The organism is Xanthomonas nasturtii (genome assembly GCF_001660815.1).
GTDB lineage: Bacteria > Pseudomonadota > Gammaproteobacteria > Xanthomonadales > Xanthomonadaceae > Xanthomonas > Xanthomonas nasturtii.
Genome location: NZ_LYMI01000029.1, coordinates 1 through 15,463, shown reverse-complemented (window position 1 = coordinate 15,463; position 15,463 = coordinate 1). Strand labels below are relative to the sequence as shown.

Sequence of the window (15,463 nt, the reverse complement as noted above, 5' to 3'; positions counted from 1 at the left end):
CCGTCATGCATTACCTCGATAACCTGCTGCTCGATACCGATAGCTACAAGGCCAGCCACTGGCTGCAATATCCGCCCGGCACCGATGCCTCGTTTTTCTACGTCGAATCGCGCGGTGGCGTGTACGAGCAGACCGTGTTCTTCGGCCTGCAATCGATCCTGAAAGAAGCGATCAGCCGGCCGGTGACGCACGCCGACATCGACGATGCGAAGGCGCTGCTGGCCGCGCACGGCGAGCCGTTCAACGAAGCCGGCTGGCGCGATATCGTCGACCGGCTGGGCGGGCAGTTGCCGATTCGCATCCGCGCGGTGCCCGAAGGTGCGGTGGTTCCCACCCACAACGTGCTGATGACGATCGAGTCCACCGACGCCAAGGCGTTCTGGGTGCCGTCGTATCTGGAAACCTTGTTGCTGCGCGTGTGGTACCCGGTGACGGTGGCCACGGTGAGCTGGCAGGTGAAGCAGATCGTGCGCGACTCCCTGGAGCGCACCAGCGACGATCCGGCAGGGCAGCTGCCATTCAAGCTGCACGATTTTGGCGCGCGTGGTGTGTCCAGTCTTGGCTCGGCTGCCTTGGGCGGTGCCGCGCATCTGGTGAATTTTCTTGGTACCGACACTTTGTCGGCCTTGCTGCTGGCCCGTGCGCATTACCACACGCCGGTGGCCGGGTATTCGATCCCCGCTGCCGAGCACAGCACCATCACCAGCTGGGGCCGCGAGCGCGAAGTGGATGCGTATCGCAACATGCTGACGCAGTTCGCGCGCCCGGGATCGATCGTGGCGGTGGTGTCGGACAGCTACGACATCTACCGCGCCATTGCCGAGCATTGGGGCACCACCTTGCGCGAAGAAGTGATCGCCTCCGGTGCAACGGTGGTGATCCGTCCGGACTCCGGCGATCCGGTGGATGTGGTCGAACAATGCCTTGTGCTGCTGGACGAGGCGTTCGGCCATCAGGTCAACGGCAAGGGGTACAAGGTGCTCAATCATGTGCGGGTGATCCAGGGCGACGGCATCAACCCCACCTCGTTGCGCGCGATTCTGGAACGCATCACCGCTGCCGGCTATGCCGCCGACAATGTGGCCTTCGGCATGGGCGGTGCGTTGCTGCAGAAGGTGGACCGCGACACGCAGAAGTTTGCGTTGAAGTGCTCGGCGGTGCGTGTGGACGGGCAGTGGATCGATGTCTACAAGGACCCGATCACCGACCAGGGCAAGCAGAGCAAGCGTGGCCGGCTCACCCTGCTGCGTGACCGCAACGATGGCAGTTATCGCAGCGCCTTGCTCGATGAGGTGGGCATGCATGCCGACAGCGAAGATGCGCTGGTGACGGTGTGGGAAAACGGCGTGTCGCAACAGGAGTGGACGTTGGAACAGGTGCGCGCGCGTGCCGACGCCGCGCGACGCTGACACGCGGCGCGCAGGGCTCACCATGCACACATCCATCGACGACATCGCGTTGTTGCCTGTTTCACCGCTGTTGGCGCGTCTGCGCGCCGCAGCGCCCAGCCTGCAGCGGCGCGTGCCGCTGCAGGACGAGGCCGGTCGCTGGCATGCCTTACGCATCGGCGACCGCAGCCACGAATACGCGCTGATCTTCCAGCAGTGCCGTGCCCAGCTGGATCTGCAGCAGGCCGCGCAGTTGCTGCAGGCGGTCCACGCGCAGGGCTTGCCGGTGATGGTGCATGGCAGCTACGCGCGCTGACTGGCGTCGCCGACGCTGGTGCCCCTGGGCCCGGCCGATCTGGACCTGATGCTGCGCGCCGAACAACCGCGATGGGACCGCCTCACCCACTGGCTGCAGCAGCAGGGCTTCGCATTGAGCCTGTGGGGCGAGCCATGCCGTGCCCCGGTGGCGCTGGCGGCGGTGCGTGCGCACCACTACCTGCGCGCCGGGTGCATCGGCGCCGATGGCGGCCGCCTGCAGGTGGACCTGCAACTGCCAGCGGATGAACCGCCGTTGCCCTGATCCGGTAACGCGACGCCGCGCGCACATGGGTTGCCGCTATGCTCTGTGCCGGTTTTGGATGCCGGAATTTCCCTATGTCTTGTTATTCCCTGATTGCGCGCGGCGCATTGCTTGGCGCGCTGGCAACCCTGGCTGGCTGTGGCGGCAGCAAGGGCGACACCATGCTGATGCGCGAGTCGTTCAACTCCGATGACACCTATTCGCGCAGTGTGGCCGCCAGTTCGCCGCAAGCCTGCGAAGCGGCGCGGCGCGTGCTGTTGAGCCAGGGCTACGCCGTGACGCGTGCGGATGCCGCCGCGGTGGAAGGCAGCAAGAACTTCCAGCTCAAGGAAGCCGACCAGAGCGAACAGCTCAACCTGCGCATTTCCTGCGCCACCCAGGATGGCGGCAAGGCGCAGGTGTTCGTCAGCGCGCTGCAGGACCGCTACGCGCTGAAGAAGAGCTCGACCTCGGCCAGTGTGGGCGTTGGCGTGCTGGGCTCGTTGTCGTTGCCGGTCGGCAGCAGCGGCGATTCGCTGGTGCGCGTGTCCAGCACCACGGTGCAGGATGCGGCCTTCTACAAGCGCTTCTTCGAACGCCTGAACTCGTATCTGCCCAATGTGACCGAAGCAGTGCCTGCTGCCGCGAGTGCAGCACCGGCACACGCAGCGGCACCCGTGCCGGCTGCTGTTGCCCCTGCCACCCCTGCAGCGAGTCCCCCGACCTCGGCAGTGCCTGCACCCGCTGCAACGACGGCGCCTGCACCCGATGCACAGCCGCCAGTGGCCCCATTGCCGGTCGAAGCGCAGGATCCGCCGCCAGCGCCGGCCAAGCTGCCGCAAAGCGAGCCCGCCACGCAGCCGTGACGGCGCGGTTCACACTCCGCCCCGAAACCTGAATAGCCGGTTGCGCGCTTCACGTTGTGTTCTCGACCCGGCGGCCAGAGTGCGCCCATGGCTCGCCGAGCGGGCGAGAAACGTGGAGACCAACGATGAAAATGCGCACATCCCTGCTGGGTATGTCCCTGATCGGCTTGATGGCGACGAGCACCTTTGCCCAGGCCCAAAACTATTCGCACCAGCAGCGCTATTCGGAAGCAGACGAAGGCCGCAGGTTCAACGATGGCACCCGCGTCCGCTGCCGCAATGTCGAAGTGCAGAAGAATTCGACCGACCCGAACCGCATCGGCGGCACCCTGGCGGGTGCTGCGATCGGTGGCCTGCTGGGAAACCAGGTCGGCGGCGGCAACGGCAAGAAGCTGGCGACCGTGGCCGGTGCAGTGGCTGGCGGTGCAGCTGGCCGTACCATCCAGGGCAATCGTCAGCAGGCCAACGGCAATCGGCAGGTCGAGCGCGTCTGCGAGCGTCGCTGAGTCTGGCGAGTGCTTTGTTCGAATTGATTCCAGCGAGCCCCGGTCATGCCGGGGCTTTCTACGTCTGAGGATGCGGCGTTGTGCTAACCGTTCGTTGCGCATGTCACCGATGAGTTCTGTCCACGCGCACGACCGTTCGTCGTCACCGCGATCGACCTTTACGTTGATGCCGATGCTGCGCCACGCGGGGCGGTGCCGATTGAGCGCGCTGGTATGTGCCAGCGCACTGCTTGCCGCGCAGCTACTGCAGGTGGCGGTTGCTGCGCCGAGCGAAACGACCAAGGCCGCCAGCGCAGACTGCGTGGAAGCGCTGCTGCGACGGCTGGGCTGGACCATCCATCGCGCTGCGGTGGACGCACCGATAAATGCGCCGGTGATCCAGCGCGGTGCGCCATGCACGCGCGGTACGCTCGCGCAGGCGCAGGCCGCCGGGGATCTGCAGCTGACGCTTCCGGCGCAGTGGACGACGCAACAGCGTGGCGCAGCGCTGGCCGCCTTGCTGGACGATGCGGCCACGCAATGCGCGTATGCCTTCGAAGTCGGCGCAGCCACACGCCGTGCGGTGACGCAGTTGCAGAACAACCCGCGCTACCGGTTTTCCGCGCTGCAGCTGGGGTGGATCGGGTTTGGCTGGCGTGGTGCAGCGGCGCAGGGCTGGAGCGGTTTTCGCAGTTTCGGGCGCGGCTACCAGCCGCGCGGCAGCAATGCGCAGGCACTGGATGCGTTCTATCGCGGCCAGGTGCGTTCGGAGTGCGGGGTGGGCCGACAGGTGGCCCAGCTCGCCACCCAGCGCGAATTGTTCGGCGATGCCGGCTTCGACCAGGCGTTTACGCCGGGCGAAGTGTCGATTGGCACGTTTCTGACTTTGCACCACACCGACAGCATTCTGCTCGGTGCGCATGCCGGCGAATTTTTCGCCGATGGTAAGGCGGTGAAGACCTCGCAGCTTGGGCGGCAGGCGTTTGTGGGCGCACCGGGTTTCATTGCGCACGTGTTCGACAAGGCCTATCTGGATGACATCCATAACCAGGCCGAAAATTTCGTGGTGGTGGACGTCAGCGACGCAGCTGCGCGGGCGCTGGCCCGGCACGGTGGGTTTGCGTATTACGACGCGCGCAACCGGCAGATCTGGGAGCTGGCCAAACAACTAAGAGGGCCCGGCAAGCGCCGCTTCGAGCGCCTGCTCTACCAAGGCGATGCGATGCTACGCGCCACGCTCGACCCGCAGCAGCAGACCCAGCTGCAGCAATTGCAGACGTTGCTGGACGACCCGTTCTATCGCGGGTTTCTGGTCTATGTGCATCCCAAGGGCACCAAGCCGATCGGCTATCACGTGGCGCGCCTGCTCGACCGTAACCCGCGCACGCCGTATGCCATCGACCTGACCTTGCACAATCTGCGCACCACCTTGTACTGGCGGTGGATCGATTGGCAGCTGCAGCAGTGCAGCGCCGGCACCGCCGCGGAACGATCCATTGAGAATTCCGCCACGCCAGCGTACGTCGAGCGTGGCACCCTGCACTGATCAGATCATGAGGAGCGATTATGGAACTGGGTATGGTGGGACTGGGCCGCATGGGCGCCAACATGGCCGAGCGCCTGGTCAACGGCGGGCATCGTGTGCATGGCTACGATCCGGGCGCGAGCGCGCGCAGCAGCGCGCAGGCCAAGGGCATTGTCACCGCCGATGCGCTGGCGGCACTGGTATCGGCGCTGCCGAGCCCGCGCGTGGTGTGGTTGATGGTGCCGGCCGGCAAGATCGTCGATGACACCCTGGCGCAGCTGCTGCCGTTGCTGCAGGCCGGCGACATCGTCATCGATGGCGGCAATTCGTATTACAAGGATTCGCAGCGTCGCGCAGCGCTGCTGCAGGCCAGCGGCATTGCGTTTGTCGATTGCGGCACCAGCGGCGGCATCTGGGGTCTGCAGGAAGGCTATAGCTTGATGGTGGGTGGCGACGAAGCGGCGGTGACCGCGTTGCATCCGGTGCTGGCAACGCTCGCGCCGGCGCCGGACAAAGGCTGGGGACGGGTGGGGCCGAGCGGTGCCGGCCACTTCACCAAAATGGTCCACAACGGCATCGAATACGGAATGATGCAGGCCTATGCCGAAGGCTTCGCGCTGATGCAGCACAAGACCGATTTTGCGCTGGACCTGCACCAGGTTGCCGAAATCTGGCGCGATGGCAGCGTGGTGCGTTCGTGGTTGCTGGATCTGACTGCCGATGCATTGACGCACAACCCGACCATGGCCGGCATCGCGCCGTTCGTGGCCGATTCGGGCGAAGGCCGCTGGACGGTGGCCGAAGCGATCGACCTGGAAGTCTCGGCGCCGGTCATCACCTTGTCGCTGATGGAGCGGTTGCGCTCGCGCGACAAGGATTCGTTCACCGACAAATTGCTGGCGGCGATGCGCAACCAGTTCGGTGGCCACGCAGTGATGGCCACGACCTCGGTAGCGCCGACGATCGGCAGCAAGGACGCATAAGCGCGTCGATGCGCTAGTAATCCAATGCGCGTCTTTGTTGCGGCGCGCATTGGTGTTTTCTTTCGATATACAGCAGACGCGCAACACCGATCATGTGTATCCAGACGCGTGCGTGTATCCAGGCACGTGCCTGCACAGAGGTGCTATCGCCTGTGTGCAGCGTCCAGCCACAGCACCTGGCCGTCCGCAGCGCTGCGTTGCGCAAGGTCCAGCAGCTGCATCAGCTGCACCGCGTCGCTGCCACCGACCGGCGCCGGGCCGGTGCCGGCCAGCGCGTCGCGGAAGGCGGCATAACACTGCCGATAGTCGCCCGGCAGATTGTCGGGTTGATGGGTGTGGACACGGCCTTCGTCATCAACGCGAGTGAGCGTGCCCGGTAATGGATCGACGCCCCAGCCGACCGTGCCGGGGCGACGGCCGGCGCGCAGCTGGTCTTCCTGCGTATCCAGGCCGTGCTTGAGGTAACTGCCACGCGTGCCGTGCACGACGAAGCGCAGGCTGCTGTCGGCCACCAGCGACCCCGCATGCAGAATCACGCGCAGGCGCGGGTACTGCAGGGTGACGTGGAAATAATCGACGCTGCGTGCCTGCTCGCGCTGACGTTGCAGATCCGCGCCGATTGCCTGAGGCAGACCGAACAGCTGCACCGCCTGATCGAGCAGATGCGGGCCCAGGTCGTACCAGAGCCCGGCGCCGGGAACATCGCTCTCGCGCCAACGGTCACGCACCTGCGGGCGATAACGGTCGAAGTGCGAGTGGAACTCCACCACCTCGCCCAACTGGCCTTCTTCGATCAGCCGGCGCACGGTGAGAAAGTCCGCATCCCAACGGCGGTTCTGGAACACGCTGATGATGCGTCCGGCCGCGTTGGCGGCATCCACCATCTGCTGGGCCTGCGTCGCATCCAGCGCAAACGGCTTGTCCACCAGCACATGCTTGCCGGCAGCCAGCGCCCGCAGCGCAAACGGCGCATGGGTCTGGTTCGGCGTGGCGAGCACCACTGCATCCAGTGCCGGGTCTGCCAGCGCGCTCTCGAGGTCGGCAACCACGTTCGCACCGGGGACGTCGGCATGCGGCTGCTGCGGCTTGGACGACACCACGCTGTGCAAGTGCAGGCCGGGGGTGCTTGCGATCAGCGGTGCATGGAAGGTGCGGCCGACATAGCCGTAGCCGACGACAGCCAGATTGAACGGTTTAGGCATTGAAAACGGTTCATCGCAACGACGAAGGGAGCCCGCATGGTATTGCACATACCCGTGTGTGCAGGGTTCACAACCCCTGCATGCGGCGGTCACGCCTGCTCTACGAGCGCCACTGCAAGCTGCGCCCACATTCAACAGGAGGTGCTTGGTATGAACACCATGACGCATGCACGTAAGTTGCTGGCTCTGTCGCTGTCGCTCGGTCTGACCCTTGGCGCGTCGCAGGCATTTGCGGCACCGCAGGAACATGCCGATCACAAGGACCACGCTGCCGGCATGAACGAGTCCAAGAAGCCGGTCACCGACACCTGGATCACCACCAAGGTCAAAGCCGACCTGCTGGCCACCGACAATGTCTCCGGTACCGACGTGAAGGTCGAGACCAAGAACGGCATCGTGACGCTGACCGGCGCCGTCGCCACCCAGGCCGAACACGACAAGGCCGTGGCAGTTGCCAAGGGCATCGAAGGCGTCAAGAGCGTCAAGTCGACCGGCCTGAAGGTCACCGCTGCGAAGAAGTAAGCGCAGCCGCGGTAAATGCCGGGGCCGCCGAGGCGAGGCGGGGGACCCGGGCACCAGGCGCACTCCACGGAGTGCGCCTTTTTTATGGCTGCCTTTCCTGCGCAACGAGGCAGGTGGCTCAGGCAAGAAGACGCGCGCGACAGCCGAGCCGTGTTTAGCCGCGTCGCATCGCGATGTGGCATGGCCAGCGCTGTTCTCGCCGAAATTCCTAGGGCGATTTCGATAGCGATAAAAAAGAGGCAGTCTTGGCCAGAAAGGATGGCTGTCGCGACAAGCCTTCGGGCCTGTTTGGCTGCGTCCGTTGAGGCGGCCAGCGTTTCGACGCAAACACGGATAGCAGGCGATCTGGCCGATGAACGGACTTTCTTCTCGCGCGGATTTCACGTTTACTGCACGTATGCTATGCCCATTCAGCTATGTCACGACTCGACGTGATTTGTCTGAATCATTAATCTGGTACGGGGCATGATCGGAGACAATGCCGATCTGTCCTTGGCCCTTGCCGCGAGCGGAAACCGATCTAGCAATGCAAACAACGGTCCAAGCAGACAAGTGGGATCGCTGGCGCCTGCCTCTGTTGGCGGTTGCCGTGTTCCTGATTGTGGTGGTGCCGGCGTTGCTGCTGCAGCAGATGGCGCGCAACGCCAACCAGGCTGCAGTGTGGGTGTCGCATAGCCAGGAAGTGCAGGAAACCGCGCAGCGGCTGGAAGCGGCGATGCGCGACACCGAATCGGCGGCGCTGATGCGCTCGCACGGTGTGGAACGCGAGGCGCTGCATGAGCGCATGCGCCGCGGGCGGCGCGAGGCGCTGGCGGCGGTGCAGCGGTTGATCGAACTGACCAAGGACAACCCCGCGCAACTGGTGCGCATCGGGCGGATCCAGAGCACCATCGAGCGCCGGCTGCTGCTGGCCGAGCGCATCGCGGTGACCACTGCGCCGGAACAGATCCGTGCGTTGATCAACGACATGACCTTGAACAACCCGATCCGCGTGTTGATCGACGACCTGCAGGGTGCCGAAGGCCGCCTGCTGGCGCTGCGCAATGCGCGCGCCGAGACCGAGCGCATGCATTACGCGGTGCTGAGCTGGGCGGCGCTGGCGGTGCAGCTGTTGCTGCTGGGCACGGTGATCTGGCTGCTGCAGCGGCAGATCCGGCGCAGGCTGGCGGCCGAGCAGGAATACCTGCGCGCCAATGGCCGTGCCAGCTCGGTGCTGCAGACCGTGCGCGAGCCGATCGTGCTGCTGGATGCCACCCAGCGCATCATGTTGCATAACCCCGCCTTCGCCGAGCTGTATGGCCTGGACGAGCGCGGCAACGAATTGATGGCGCTGGAGGATGTGGGCGAGGGCGTCTGGCGCGATACGCAGATCCATCAGCGGCTGGCCGATGTGTTGTTGCGTGGCCGCGAGCTGTGGGATTACGAACACGAGCAGCGCGCTGCCGATGGCGTGCTGCGCACCATGTTGATCAACGCACGCCGCATGCCGCTGCCCGACACCACCGACGAAGACGTGGTGCTGATGACGGTCAGCGACATCAGCCTGCAGAAAGCCGCGCAGCTGCGCATCCAGGAGCTCAACCGGCAGATGGAAGGCAAGGTGGAGCAGGTGTCGGAGGTCAACCGCGAACTGGAAGCCTTCAGTTATTCGGTCTCGCACGATCTGCGCGCGCCGTTGCGGCACGTGGCCGGATTCTCCGACAAGCTGGCCCGCCATCTGGGCGATGCGGCCGACGAGAAATCGCGCCATTACATGGAAGTGATCAGCAGCTCGGCGCGGCGCATGGCCTCGCTGATCGACGACCTGCTGGTGTATTCGCGCCTGGGCCGCAGTGCGCTGCGCCTGCAGGCGGTGGACATGCAATCGCTGGTGGCCGAAACGCGCGCGATTCTGGATTCCAACGTGCAGAGCGAGAACACCGGCCACCGTGTGGACTGGCATATCGCGCCGCTGCCGGTGCTGGTGGCCGACGAAAACATGATGCGCCAGCTGTGGATGAACCTGCTCGGCAATGCGGTCAAGTACAGCGCCAAGCGCGAGGTGGCCAGAGTGGAGGTCACTTACACGCCGATGGCCGACGGCGGCCATCAGTTCAGCGTGCGCGACAACGGAGCCGGTTTCGACATGGAATACAGCGCCAAATTGTTCGGTGTGTTCCAACGTTTGCACAAGGCCAGCGAATACGCTGGTACCGGCATCGGGCTGGCCAGCGTGCGGCGCGTGTTGACGCGTCACGGTGGCCGGGTCTGGGCCGAAGGCGTCGTCGACGAAGGCGCCACGTTTTATTTCGTGTTACCTCCTGCGCTTGAAGCGCCCAATCAAGAGTTCAGCGTATGACCGCCATCCGTACCATTCTTCTGGCAGAAGACAGCCCGGCCGATGCGGAGATGGCGGTCGACGCCTTGCGCGAAGCCCGTCTGGCCAATCCCATCGTGCACGTCGAGGACGGCGTGGAAACCATGGATTACCTGCTGCGTCGCGGCGCGTTCGTCGACCGCGAGGAGGGCTTGCCGGCAGTATTGCTGCTGGACATCAAGATGCCGCGCCTGGACGGGCTGGAAGTGCTCAAGCAGGTGCGCAGCGACGAGACGCTCAAGCGCCTGCCGGTGGTGATCCTGTCGTCCTCGCGCGAAGAGAGCGACCTGGCCCGCAGCTGGGACCTGGGCGTGAACGCCTATGTGGTCAAGCCGGTGGATGTCGATCAGTTCTTCAACGCAGTCAAGACGCTCGGCACCTTCTGGGCGGTCATCAATCAGGCACCGGAGCTGGACTGAATCATGCCGCATGAGGGGGGCAAACTGGAGCAGCTGAAGATCCTTCTGGTGGAAGATTCGCCAGAAGACGCCGAGCTGTTGTCCGATCAGTTGCTGGATGCCGGCATCGATGCGGCGTTCGAGCGCGTGGACAGCGCGCCCTCGCTGCGCGGCGCACTGGAGACGTTCCAGCCGGACATCGTGTTGTCGGATCTGAGCATGCCCGGGTTTTCCGGCCATCAGGCGCTGCGCCTGGTGCGCCAGAGTGGCGCCACGCCCTTCATTTTCGTCTCCGGCACCATGGGCGAGGAGACCGCAGTCAAGGCACTGCAGGACGGCGCCAACGACTACATCATCAAACACAACCCCAAGCGCTTGCCGAGTGCTGTGATTCGCGCGGTGCGCGAGGCGCGTGCGGACCTGGAACGGCAGCGCGTGGAAAACGAGCTGATGCGGGCGCAACGCCTGGAAAGCCTGGCGATGCTGGCTGCCGGCCTGAGCCACGACCTGCGCAACATCCTGCAGCCGTTGCTGATCGTGCCCGACCTGCTGGCCGGGCGCAGCGACGACCCGCAGCTGCGCCAGCTGGCCAACGTGGTGGCCGAGTGCGGCCGGCGCGGGCATGAAATGGCCGAGTCGATGCTTTCGTTCGTGCGCGGGTCCAACAAGCCACGCGAGCAGGTGTCCATCGCCAATCTGTTCCAGGCGGTGCAGATGCTGCTCAGAAGCAGCCTTCCCGATGGCGTGCGCCTGCAGGTGGACACGATCGCGTTGGACCTGACCATCGAGGCCAACTACACCGAGTTGCAACAGTGCCTGCTCAATCTGGGCTTGAACGCGATCCAGGCGATGCCTGCGGGCGGCACCCTGATCCTGTCGGCCGACCGTCACGACGGCACACGCGTGCGCATGAGCGTGGCCGACACCGGCGTGGGCATGAGCGAGGACACCCGCGCACGCTTGTTCAGCCCGTTCTTTACCACCAAGGTCGATGGCACCGGGCTGGGGCTGATCTCGTGCAAGCGCATCGTGGAAAGCTACGGCGGCAGCATCGTGGTCGACAGCCGCCTGGGCGAAGGCACGCGCTTCGACATGATCGTGCCGATGCGCGCGGCGTCGGTGGCAGTGACCGAAACCGAACTGCCGCTCGCGCTGGGCCATGGGCAACGCATTCTGCTGGTGGATGGCGAGGCCACGCGCCTGTCGCTGCTGGGCAATGCGCTCTCCAGCCAGGGCTACCAGCCGCAGTTGGCCAGCGATGGTGCCGCGGCGCTGCAGCTGGTGCAGCAGCACGCGATGCCGGACCTGGTGATCATCGACAGCGACATCATCCTGCTCTCGGCGGTCAGCGTGCTGCTGAGCATGCAGGAGCTGGGATATCAGGGCCCGGCGATCGTGCTGGAAGACGTCGGCGCGCCGCTGCAACGTGCGCACTTTCCGCCGGATCTGCCGGTGCATGTGCTGCGCAAACCGCTGGAAATGCGCCGGGTGTTCCGCGCTGTGGCGCACGCGCTGGAAGTGGCCTGACCCCAGGTTTTAGCGCGCGCCGCACAGGCATCTGCAGGTGCGGCGCGATGGCAACAGTTGACGCCCACGCCGGCCGCATGCGCGAATAACGCATGACCACCGTGCTTCTCAGCCTCGGCAGCAACGTCCAGCCGACCCATTACCTGCGCTTGGCCGTTGACGCCTTGCGTGCGCGCTTTGGCCAGCTTGCCGTCTCCCCTGCGTATCGCACGCCGGCGGTGGGCTTCGATGGGCCGGACTTCGTCAACAACGCGGTGGTGCTGCAGACCGATCTGGACCTGGATGCGCTGGATCACTGGCTGCATGCGCTGGAAGATGCGCATGGGCGTGACCGCAGCGGCCCGCGTTTCAGCGACCGCACCCTGGATGTGGATGTGGTGTTCTTCGGCGATTGCATCATCGAAGGTCCCGGGCATCTGCGCATCCCGCGGCCCGAGCTCAAGCACGCATTCGTGCTCAAGCCGCTGGCCGATATCGCGCCGGACTTCATCGACCCGCTGAGCGGGCAGACACTGGCCGCGCTGTGGCAGGCGCATCCGCAGTACGGCAGCGCGTTTACGGCAGTGGAGCTGGATGCCATTGTGGCGGAGTTGAGCGCCACGCAGTAGCGCGGTGTGGCTGTGCGGTGGAGCGGGGCTGCGCGCAACTACGCTAGATGCGCAGGCACTGCCTGGCAGCGACGCGCTGGGCCACGGTGGCGAACAAGCCAACGCGCGTTGCCCAGAGCTCCACGCTTCGCAGCGGAGTGCGCGTGGCCGACACGCGCCGCTCAACTGAGCTGGCGGCCACCGTCCGCATGCAGGGTGTGGCCGGTGACGAAACTGGCGTCGTCCAGCAGCCATCGCACTGCTTCGGCAATTTCTTCCGGCATGCCGATGCGCGCCAGCGGCGTGCGTGCGAGCAGCGCCTGCTTGGCCTCGGAGGGCTTGCCTTGTTCCGGCCACAGGATGGCGCCAGGCGCGACCGCGTTGACGCGCACGTGCGGCGCCAGTTCCAGTGCGAGCGAGCGCGTGAGCATTTCCAGGGCGCTCTTGGAGGCACCGTACAGCGGGTGGTTGCGCATCGGTTGCTGCGCGTGCAGGTCGGTGAGATTGACGATGGCGCCGCGACGCTGGCGCAACTGTGCGGCCGCTGCCTGAGCGATGAAGAACGGTGCGCGCGCGTTGACCGCAAACAATTCGTCCCATTGCCCAGGCGTGGCCTCGCCCACGGCGGTGGGATAGAACGCCGAGGCGTTGTTGACCACGCCGTCCAGGCGGCCGAAGCCGGCAATGCAGTCGGCCACCAATTGCGCAGGCGCGTGCGGCAGCCGCAGATCGGCGTGCAGGGCCTGCGCGCTGCCGGCACGCTGTGCGCACAGCTCGGCCACGCGCGCGTCCAATGCCTCGCCGGAGCGATGTGCGTGCAAGGCAACGCGGTAGCCGGCGGCGTGCAGCGTGGTGGCGATCTGCGCGCCGATGCGGCGGGCTGCACCGGTGATCAATACCACCTTGGAACTGTCTGTCATGGCGTACTCGCTCGGCGTTGCAGGGGGCTCGGCTATCCTGTGCATTGTCCCCGCAACCGGTGCCCGCATGCACGCCGACCTTCCCACACCCGATCCGGACGCGCTGGCGCACAGCGACCGGCTGGTTGCGCATCTGCGCGCCGAAATCCAGGCCGCCGGCGGTGCGATTCCATTTTCGCGCTTCATGGAGCTGGCGCTGTATGCGCCAGGTCTGGGGTATTACAGCGCCGGTGCGAGCAAGTTCGGCGAAGCCGGCGATTTCGTCACCTCGCCGGAACTTGGGCCACTGTTCGCAGCGACCGTCTCCGGTGCACTGGCACCGGTGCTGCAGCAACTCGGCCCGCAGGCGCGGGTGCTGGAAGTGGGCGGCGGCAGCGGCGCGTTTGCCGAAGTCACGCTCAAGCGCCTGCTGGAGCTGGATGCGCTGCCCGAGCGTTACGCGATTCTGGAGCCCAGCGCGGACCTGCGCGAGCGCCAGCGCGAGCGGCTGGGGCGCAGTCTGATCCCGCCGGTGTTCGATCTGGTGGAATGGCTGGATGCGCCGTTCCCGGACGATTGGGATGGCGTGGTGTTCGCCAACGAAGTCATCGACGCCTTGCCCACGCCGCGCTTCGCAGTGCGCGATGGGCAGGTGTATGAAGAAACCGTGGTGCTGGATGCGCAGCAGCAGTTCGCACGCGGCGAGCAGCCGGCCGATGCGTTGCTCAGTGCAGCGGTGCGGCATCTGGAGCGCTACCTGGAGCAGCCGTTCGCCGATGGTTATCGCTCCGAGTTGTTGCCGCAGCTGCCGTACTGGATCCAGGCGGTCGCCGGCGGTCTGAAGCGCGGTGCGATGCTGTTCGTCGATTACGGTTACCCGCGTGGCGAGTTCTATCGTGCGCAGCGCGAAGACGGCACCTTGCGGGCGTTCTATCGGCATCGCGTGCATGAAGATCTGTATCGCTGGCCGGGCCTGCAGGATCTGACCGCATCGGTGGACTTCACTGCATTGGCCGAGGCCGGCACCGGCGCGGGCTTCGAGCTGGCCGGTTATTGCACACAGGCGAGCTTTCTACTCGGTAACGGGATGGACGCATTGTTGGCGCAGGCCGACACGCGCACCGATGAAGTCGGGCGCATGCGCTTGCGCGAGCAGATCAAGCGACTGACCTTGCCCAGCGAGATGGGCGAGCGCTTCCAGGTGATGGGTTTCTCGCGCGATGTGGATTTTGCACCAGCGTTCCTGGCTGGCGATCTCACGTGGCGGCTGTGACTTCGGCGTTACGGCCGTTTCGGCGGCCGCGGTTGTGGGTCGGCTTGTGGATCGCGGCAATCGTTGTAGTCATTGCCGTGTGCATGGGGCCACCGCCGGAGTTCCCGGAGTTGCCGTCCAACAGCGACAAGGCCGAGCATTTCCTGACGTTCGCGTTGTTGTGCTGGGGAGCGGTGCAGTTGTTCGCCACGCGCCGCGCGCTGGTGTTCGCTGCACTCGGGTTGGTGCTGCTGGGGATCGGGATCGAGATCGCACAAGGTGCGTTGACTACCAATCGCAGCGCAGATCCCTACGATGCGTTGGCCGACACCTTGGGCATTCTTGCCGGGCTGTGCCTGGCGTGGACGCCGTTGCGTTTTGTGATGCTGCGGATCGACCAGCGCTTGTTTGGGCCGCGTTGATTGTTTCGACACGGTGATCTCCCGAGAACACTGCAACTTGGTTGCAGGGCCCTTGCCCGCCCACCATCGCGTGACACGCTGCAAGTACGTCCCTGTAGGCTCTGGCGCGGTATCCATGCCGCTCAAGGTCCCGCGACGGTGAGCGGGCAAGGACCAGTCGAGTTGGTCGGTGTGCAAGTGAGAGCAATGCTTGTAGCGCGCTGCTAATCAGATTAATTCGATTGCTTTCGTTGTCCTACACCAGCGACGTAGCAACACGCCCACGTGGCATGTGGTGTGACCGCTTTCGGTGAGCTGCCGACCAACATTCTGGTGAGGGCACCGCACGCTCGACTCATTCGGCTTTTGCCTATCTCTGAGCGCCGCTAGTGCACTGAATCCGAGGAATCGGATGTGATGCGTCGAGTTGGATCAGCGAAGGTCCATTTCAGCGGTTTTGGGTTTTTGTTGTACTGGCGGATGTAGCGCATGAGCTTCTTATCGAGGTCTTTG

The 15,463-nt window shown here is 65.1% G+C and carries 14 protein-coding genes and 1 pseudogene; 13 read left to right on the top strand and 2 right to left on the bottom strand.

Annotated features, from left to right (window positions below; all coding sequences use genetic code 11):
- Positions 1 to 5: 5 nt before the first annotated feature.
- From A7D16_RS11945 to gnd, 6 genes and pseudogenes are all read left to right on the top strand, one after another.
- The gene (locus tag A7D16_RS11945) at positions 6 to 1,409 is read left to right on the top strand and encodes a nicotinate phosphoribosyltransferase (RefSeq protein WP_064632995.1); all 1,404 of its coding nucleotides are present in this window, start codon (positions 6 to 8) and stop codon (positions 1,407 to 1,409) included.
- Positions 1,410 to 1,551: 142 nt separating this feature from the next.
- Positions 1,552 to 1,968 (top strand): annotated as a pseudogene (locus A7D16_RS11940) (DNA methyltransferase); the annotation flags it as partial.
- 74 nt (positions 1,969 to 2,042) lie between these two features.
- Complete coding sequence (locus tag A7D16_RS11935; RefSeq protein WP_064632993.1) at positions 2,043 to 2,813, top strand: DUF2242 domain-containing protein; 771 nt, start codon at positions 2,043 to 2,045, stop codon at positions 2,811 to 2,813.
- Positions 2,814 to 2,938: 125 nt separating this feature from the next.
- Positions 2,939 to 3,319, top strand: a complete 381-nt coding sequence (locus A7D16_RS11930) for a glycine zipper 2TM domain-containing protein (protein ID WP_064632991.1) — start codon at positions 2,939 to 2,941, stop codon at positions 3,317 to 3,319.
- 172 nt (positions 3,320 to 3,491) lie between these two features.
- Positions 3,492 to 4,844, top strand: a complete 1,353-nt coding sequence (locus A7D16_RS11925; protein WP_374053776.1) for a hypothetical protein — start codon at positions 3,492 to 3,494, stop codon at positions 4,842 to 4,844.
- A 20-nt stretch (positions 4,845 to 4,864) separates the two neighbouring features.
- Positions 4,865 to 5,806 carry a phosphogluconate dehydrogenase (NAD(+)-dependent, decarboxylating) gene (gene gnd / locus A7D16_RS11920; protein ID WP_064632986.1) on the top strand — a complete coding sequence of 314 codons (942 nt, stop codon included), beginning with the start codon at positions 4,865 to 4,867 and terminating at the stop codon, positions 5,804 to 5,806.
- Positions 5,807 to 5,949: 143 nt separating this feature from the next.
- Here gnd and A7D16_RS11915 read toward each other — a convergent pair whose 3' ends face one another.
- Entirely contained in the window at positions 5,950 to 7,008 is a 1,059-nt protein-coding gene (locus A7D16_RS11915) for an oxidoreductase (RefSeq protein ID WP_064632984.1), read from the bottom strand.
- Between the two features lie 150 nt (positions 7,009 to 7,158).
- On the opposite strand from A7D16_RS11915, the gene A7D16_RS11910 reads away from it, so the two are divergent.
- The 5 genes from A7D16_RS11910 to folK all read left to right on the top strand — a co-directional run bounded on the left by A7D16_RS11910 (position 7,159) and on the right by folK (position 12,419).
- A complete protein-coding gene (locus tag A7D16_RS11910; RefSeq protein ID WP_064632982.1) occupies positions 7,159 to 7,530 on the top strand; it encodes a BON domain-containing protein in 372 nt (123 codons plus the stop codon).
- Positions 7,531 to 8,056: 526 nt separating this feature from the next.
- On the top strand, positions 8,057 to 9,868 hold the full coding sequence (locus A7D16_RS11905) for a sensor histidine kinase (protein WP_064632980.1): 1,812 nt from the start codon (positions 8,057 to 8,059) through the stop codon (positions 9,866 to 9,868).
- On the top strand, positions 9,865 to 10,305 hold the full coding sequence (locus A7D16_RS11900) for a response regulator (RefSeq protein ID WP_064632977.1): 441 nt from the start codon (positions 9,865 to 9,867) through the stop codon (positions 10,303 to 10,305). Before A7D16_RS11905 ends, A7D16_RS11900 begins: the two co-directional genes overlap by 4 nt.
- Before the next feature lie 3 nt (positions 10,306 to 10,308).
- Positions 10,309 to 11,811, top strand: a complete 1,503-nt coding sequence (locus A7D16_RS11895) for an ATP-binding response regulator (protein ID WP_064632974.1) — start codon at positions 10,309 to 10,311, stop codon at positions 11,809 to 11,811.
- Positions 11,812 to 11,903: 92 nt separating this feature from the next.
- Positions 11,904 to 12,419, top strand: a complete 516-nt coding sequence (gene folK / locus A7D16_RS11890) for a 2-amino-4-hydroxy-6-hydroxymethyldihydropteridine diphosphokinase (RefSeq protein ID WP_064632972.1) — start codon at positions 11,904 to 11,906, stop codon at positions 12,417 to 12,419.
- A 161-nt stretch (positions 12,420 to 12,580) separates the two neighbouring features.
- On the opposite strand, the gene A7D16_RS11885 is transcribed toward folK, so the two are convergent.
- A complete protein-coding gene (locus A7D16_RS11885) occupies positions 12,581 to 13,318 on the bottom strand; it encodes a pteridine reductase (RefSeq protein ID WP_064632970.1) in 738 nt (245 codons plus the stop codon).
- Here A7D16_RS11885 and A7D16_RS11880 point away from each other — a divergent pair.
- Both A7D16_RS11880 and A7D16_RS11875 read left to right on the top strand, forming a co-directional pair.
- Positions 13,317 to 14,570 (top strand): class I SAM-dependent methyltransferase, encoded by a 1,254-nt coding sequence (locus tag A7D16_RS11880; protein WP_193395462.1) that lies wholly within the window; start codon positions 13,317 to 13,319, stop codon positions 14,568 to 14,570. The genes A7D16_RS11885 and A7D16_RS11880 overlap by 2 nt on opposite strands.
- Complete coding sequence (locus tag A7D16_RS11875) at positions 14,558 to 14,971, top strand: VanZ family protein (protein WP_064632965.1); 414 nt, start codon at positions 14,558 to 14,560, stop codon at positions 14,969 to 14,971. Before A7D16_RS11880 ends, A7D16_RS11875 begins: the two co-directional genes overlap by 13 nt.
- The last annotated feature ends 492 nt before the right edge of the window (positions 14,972 to 15,463 follow it).

What these genes read in the sequence shown, in the direction of transcription:
- A7D16_RS11900 (WP_064632977.1), top strand. Translation starts at nt 9,865, where the DNA reads ATGACCGCCATCCGTACCATTCTTCTGGCAGAAGACAGCCCGGCCGAT.
- A7D16_RS11945 (WP_064632995.1), top strand. Translation starts at nt 6, where the DNA reads ATGCATTACCTCGATAACCTGCTGCTCGATACCGATAGCTACAAGGCC.
- A7D16_RS11925 (WP_374053776.1), top strand. Translation starts at nt 3,492, where the DNA reads ATGCTGCGCCACGCGGGGCGGTGCCGATTGAGCGCGCTGGTATGTGCC.
- A7D16_RS11885 (WP_064632970.1), bottom strand. Translation starts at nt 13,318, where the DNA reads ATGACAGACAGTTCCAAGGTGGTATTGATCACCGGTGCAGCCCGCCGC.
- A7D16_RS11880 (WP_193395462.1), top strand. Translation starts at nt 13,317, where the DNA reads ATGGCGTACTCGCTCGGCGTTGCAGGGGGCTCGGCTATCCTGTGCATT.
- A7D16_RS11930 (WP_064632991.1), top strand. Translation starts at nt 2,939, where the DNA reads ATGAAAATGCGCACATCCCTGCTGGGTATGTCCCTGATCGGCTTGATG.
- gnd (WP_064632986.1), top strand. Translation starts at nt 4,865, where the DNA reads ATGGAACTGGGTATGGTGGGACTGGGCCGCATGGGCGCCAACATGGCC.
- A7D16_RS11915 (WP_064632984.1), bottom strand. Translation starts at nt 7,008, where the DNA reads ATGCCTAAACCGTTCAATCTGGCTGTCGTCGGCTACGGCTATGTCGGC.
- A7D16_RS11910 (WP_064632982.1), top strand. Translation starts at nt 7,159, where the DNA reads ATGAACACCATGACGCATGCACGTAAGTTGCTGGCTCTGTCGCTGTCG.
- A7D16_RS11905 (WP_064632980.1), top strand. Translation starts at nt 8,057, where the DNA reads ATGCAAACAACGGTCCAAGCAGACAAGTGGGATCGCTGGCGCCTGCCT.
- A7D16_RS11935 (WP_064632993.1), top strand. Translation starts at nt 2,043, where the DNA reads ATGTCTTGTTATTCCCTGATTGCGCGCGGCGCATTGCTTGGCGCGCTG.
- folK (WP_064632972.1), top strand. Translation starts at nt 11,904, where the DNA reads ATGACCACCGTGCTTCTCAGCCTCGGCAGCAACGTCCAGCCGACCCAT.
- A7D16_RS11895 (WP_064632974.1), top strand. Translation starts at nt 10,309, where the DNA reads ATGCCGCATGAGGGGGGCAAACTGGAGCAGCTGAAGATCCTTCTGGTG.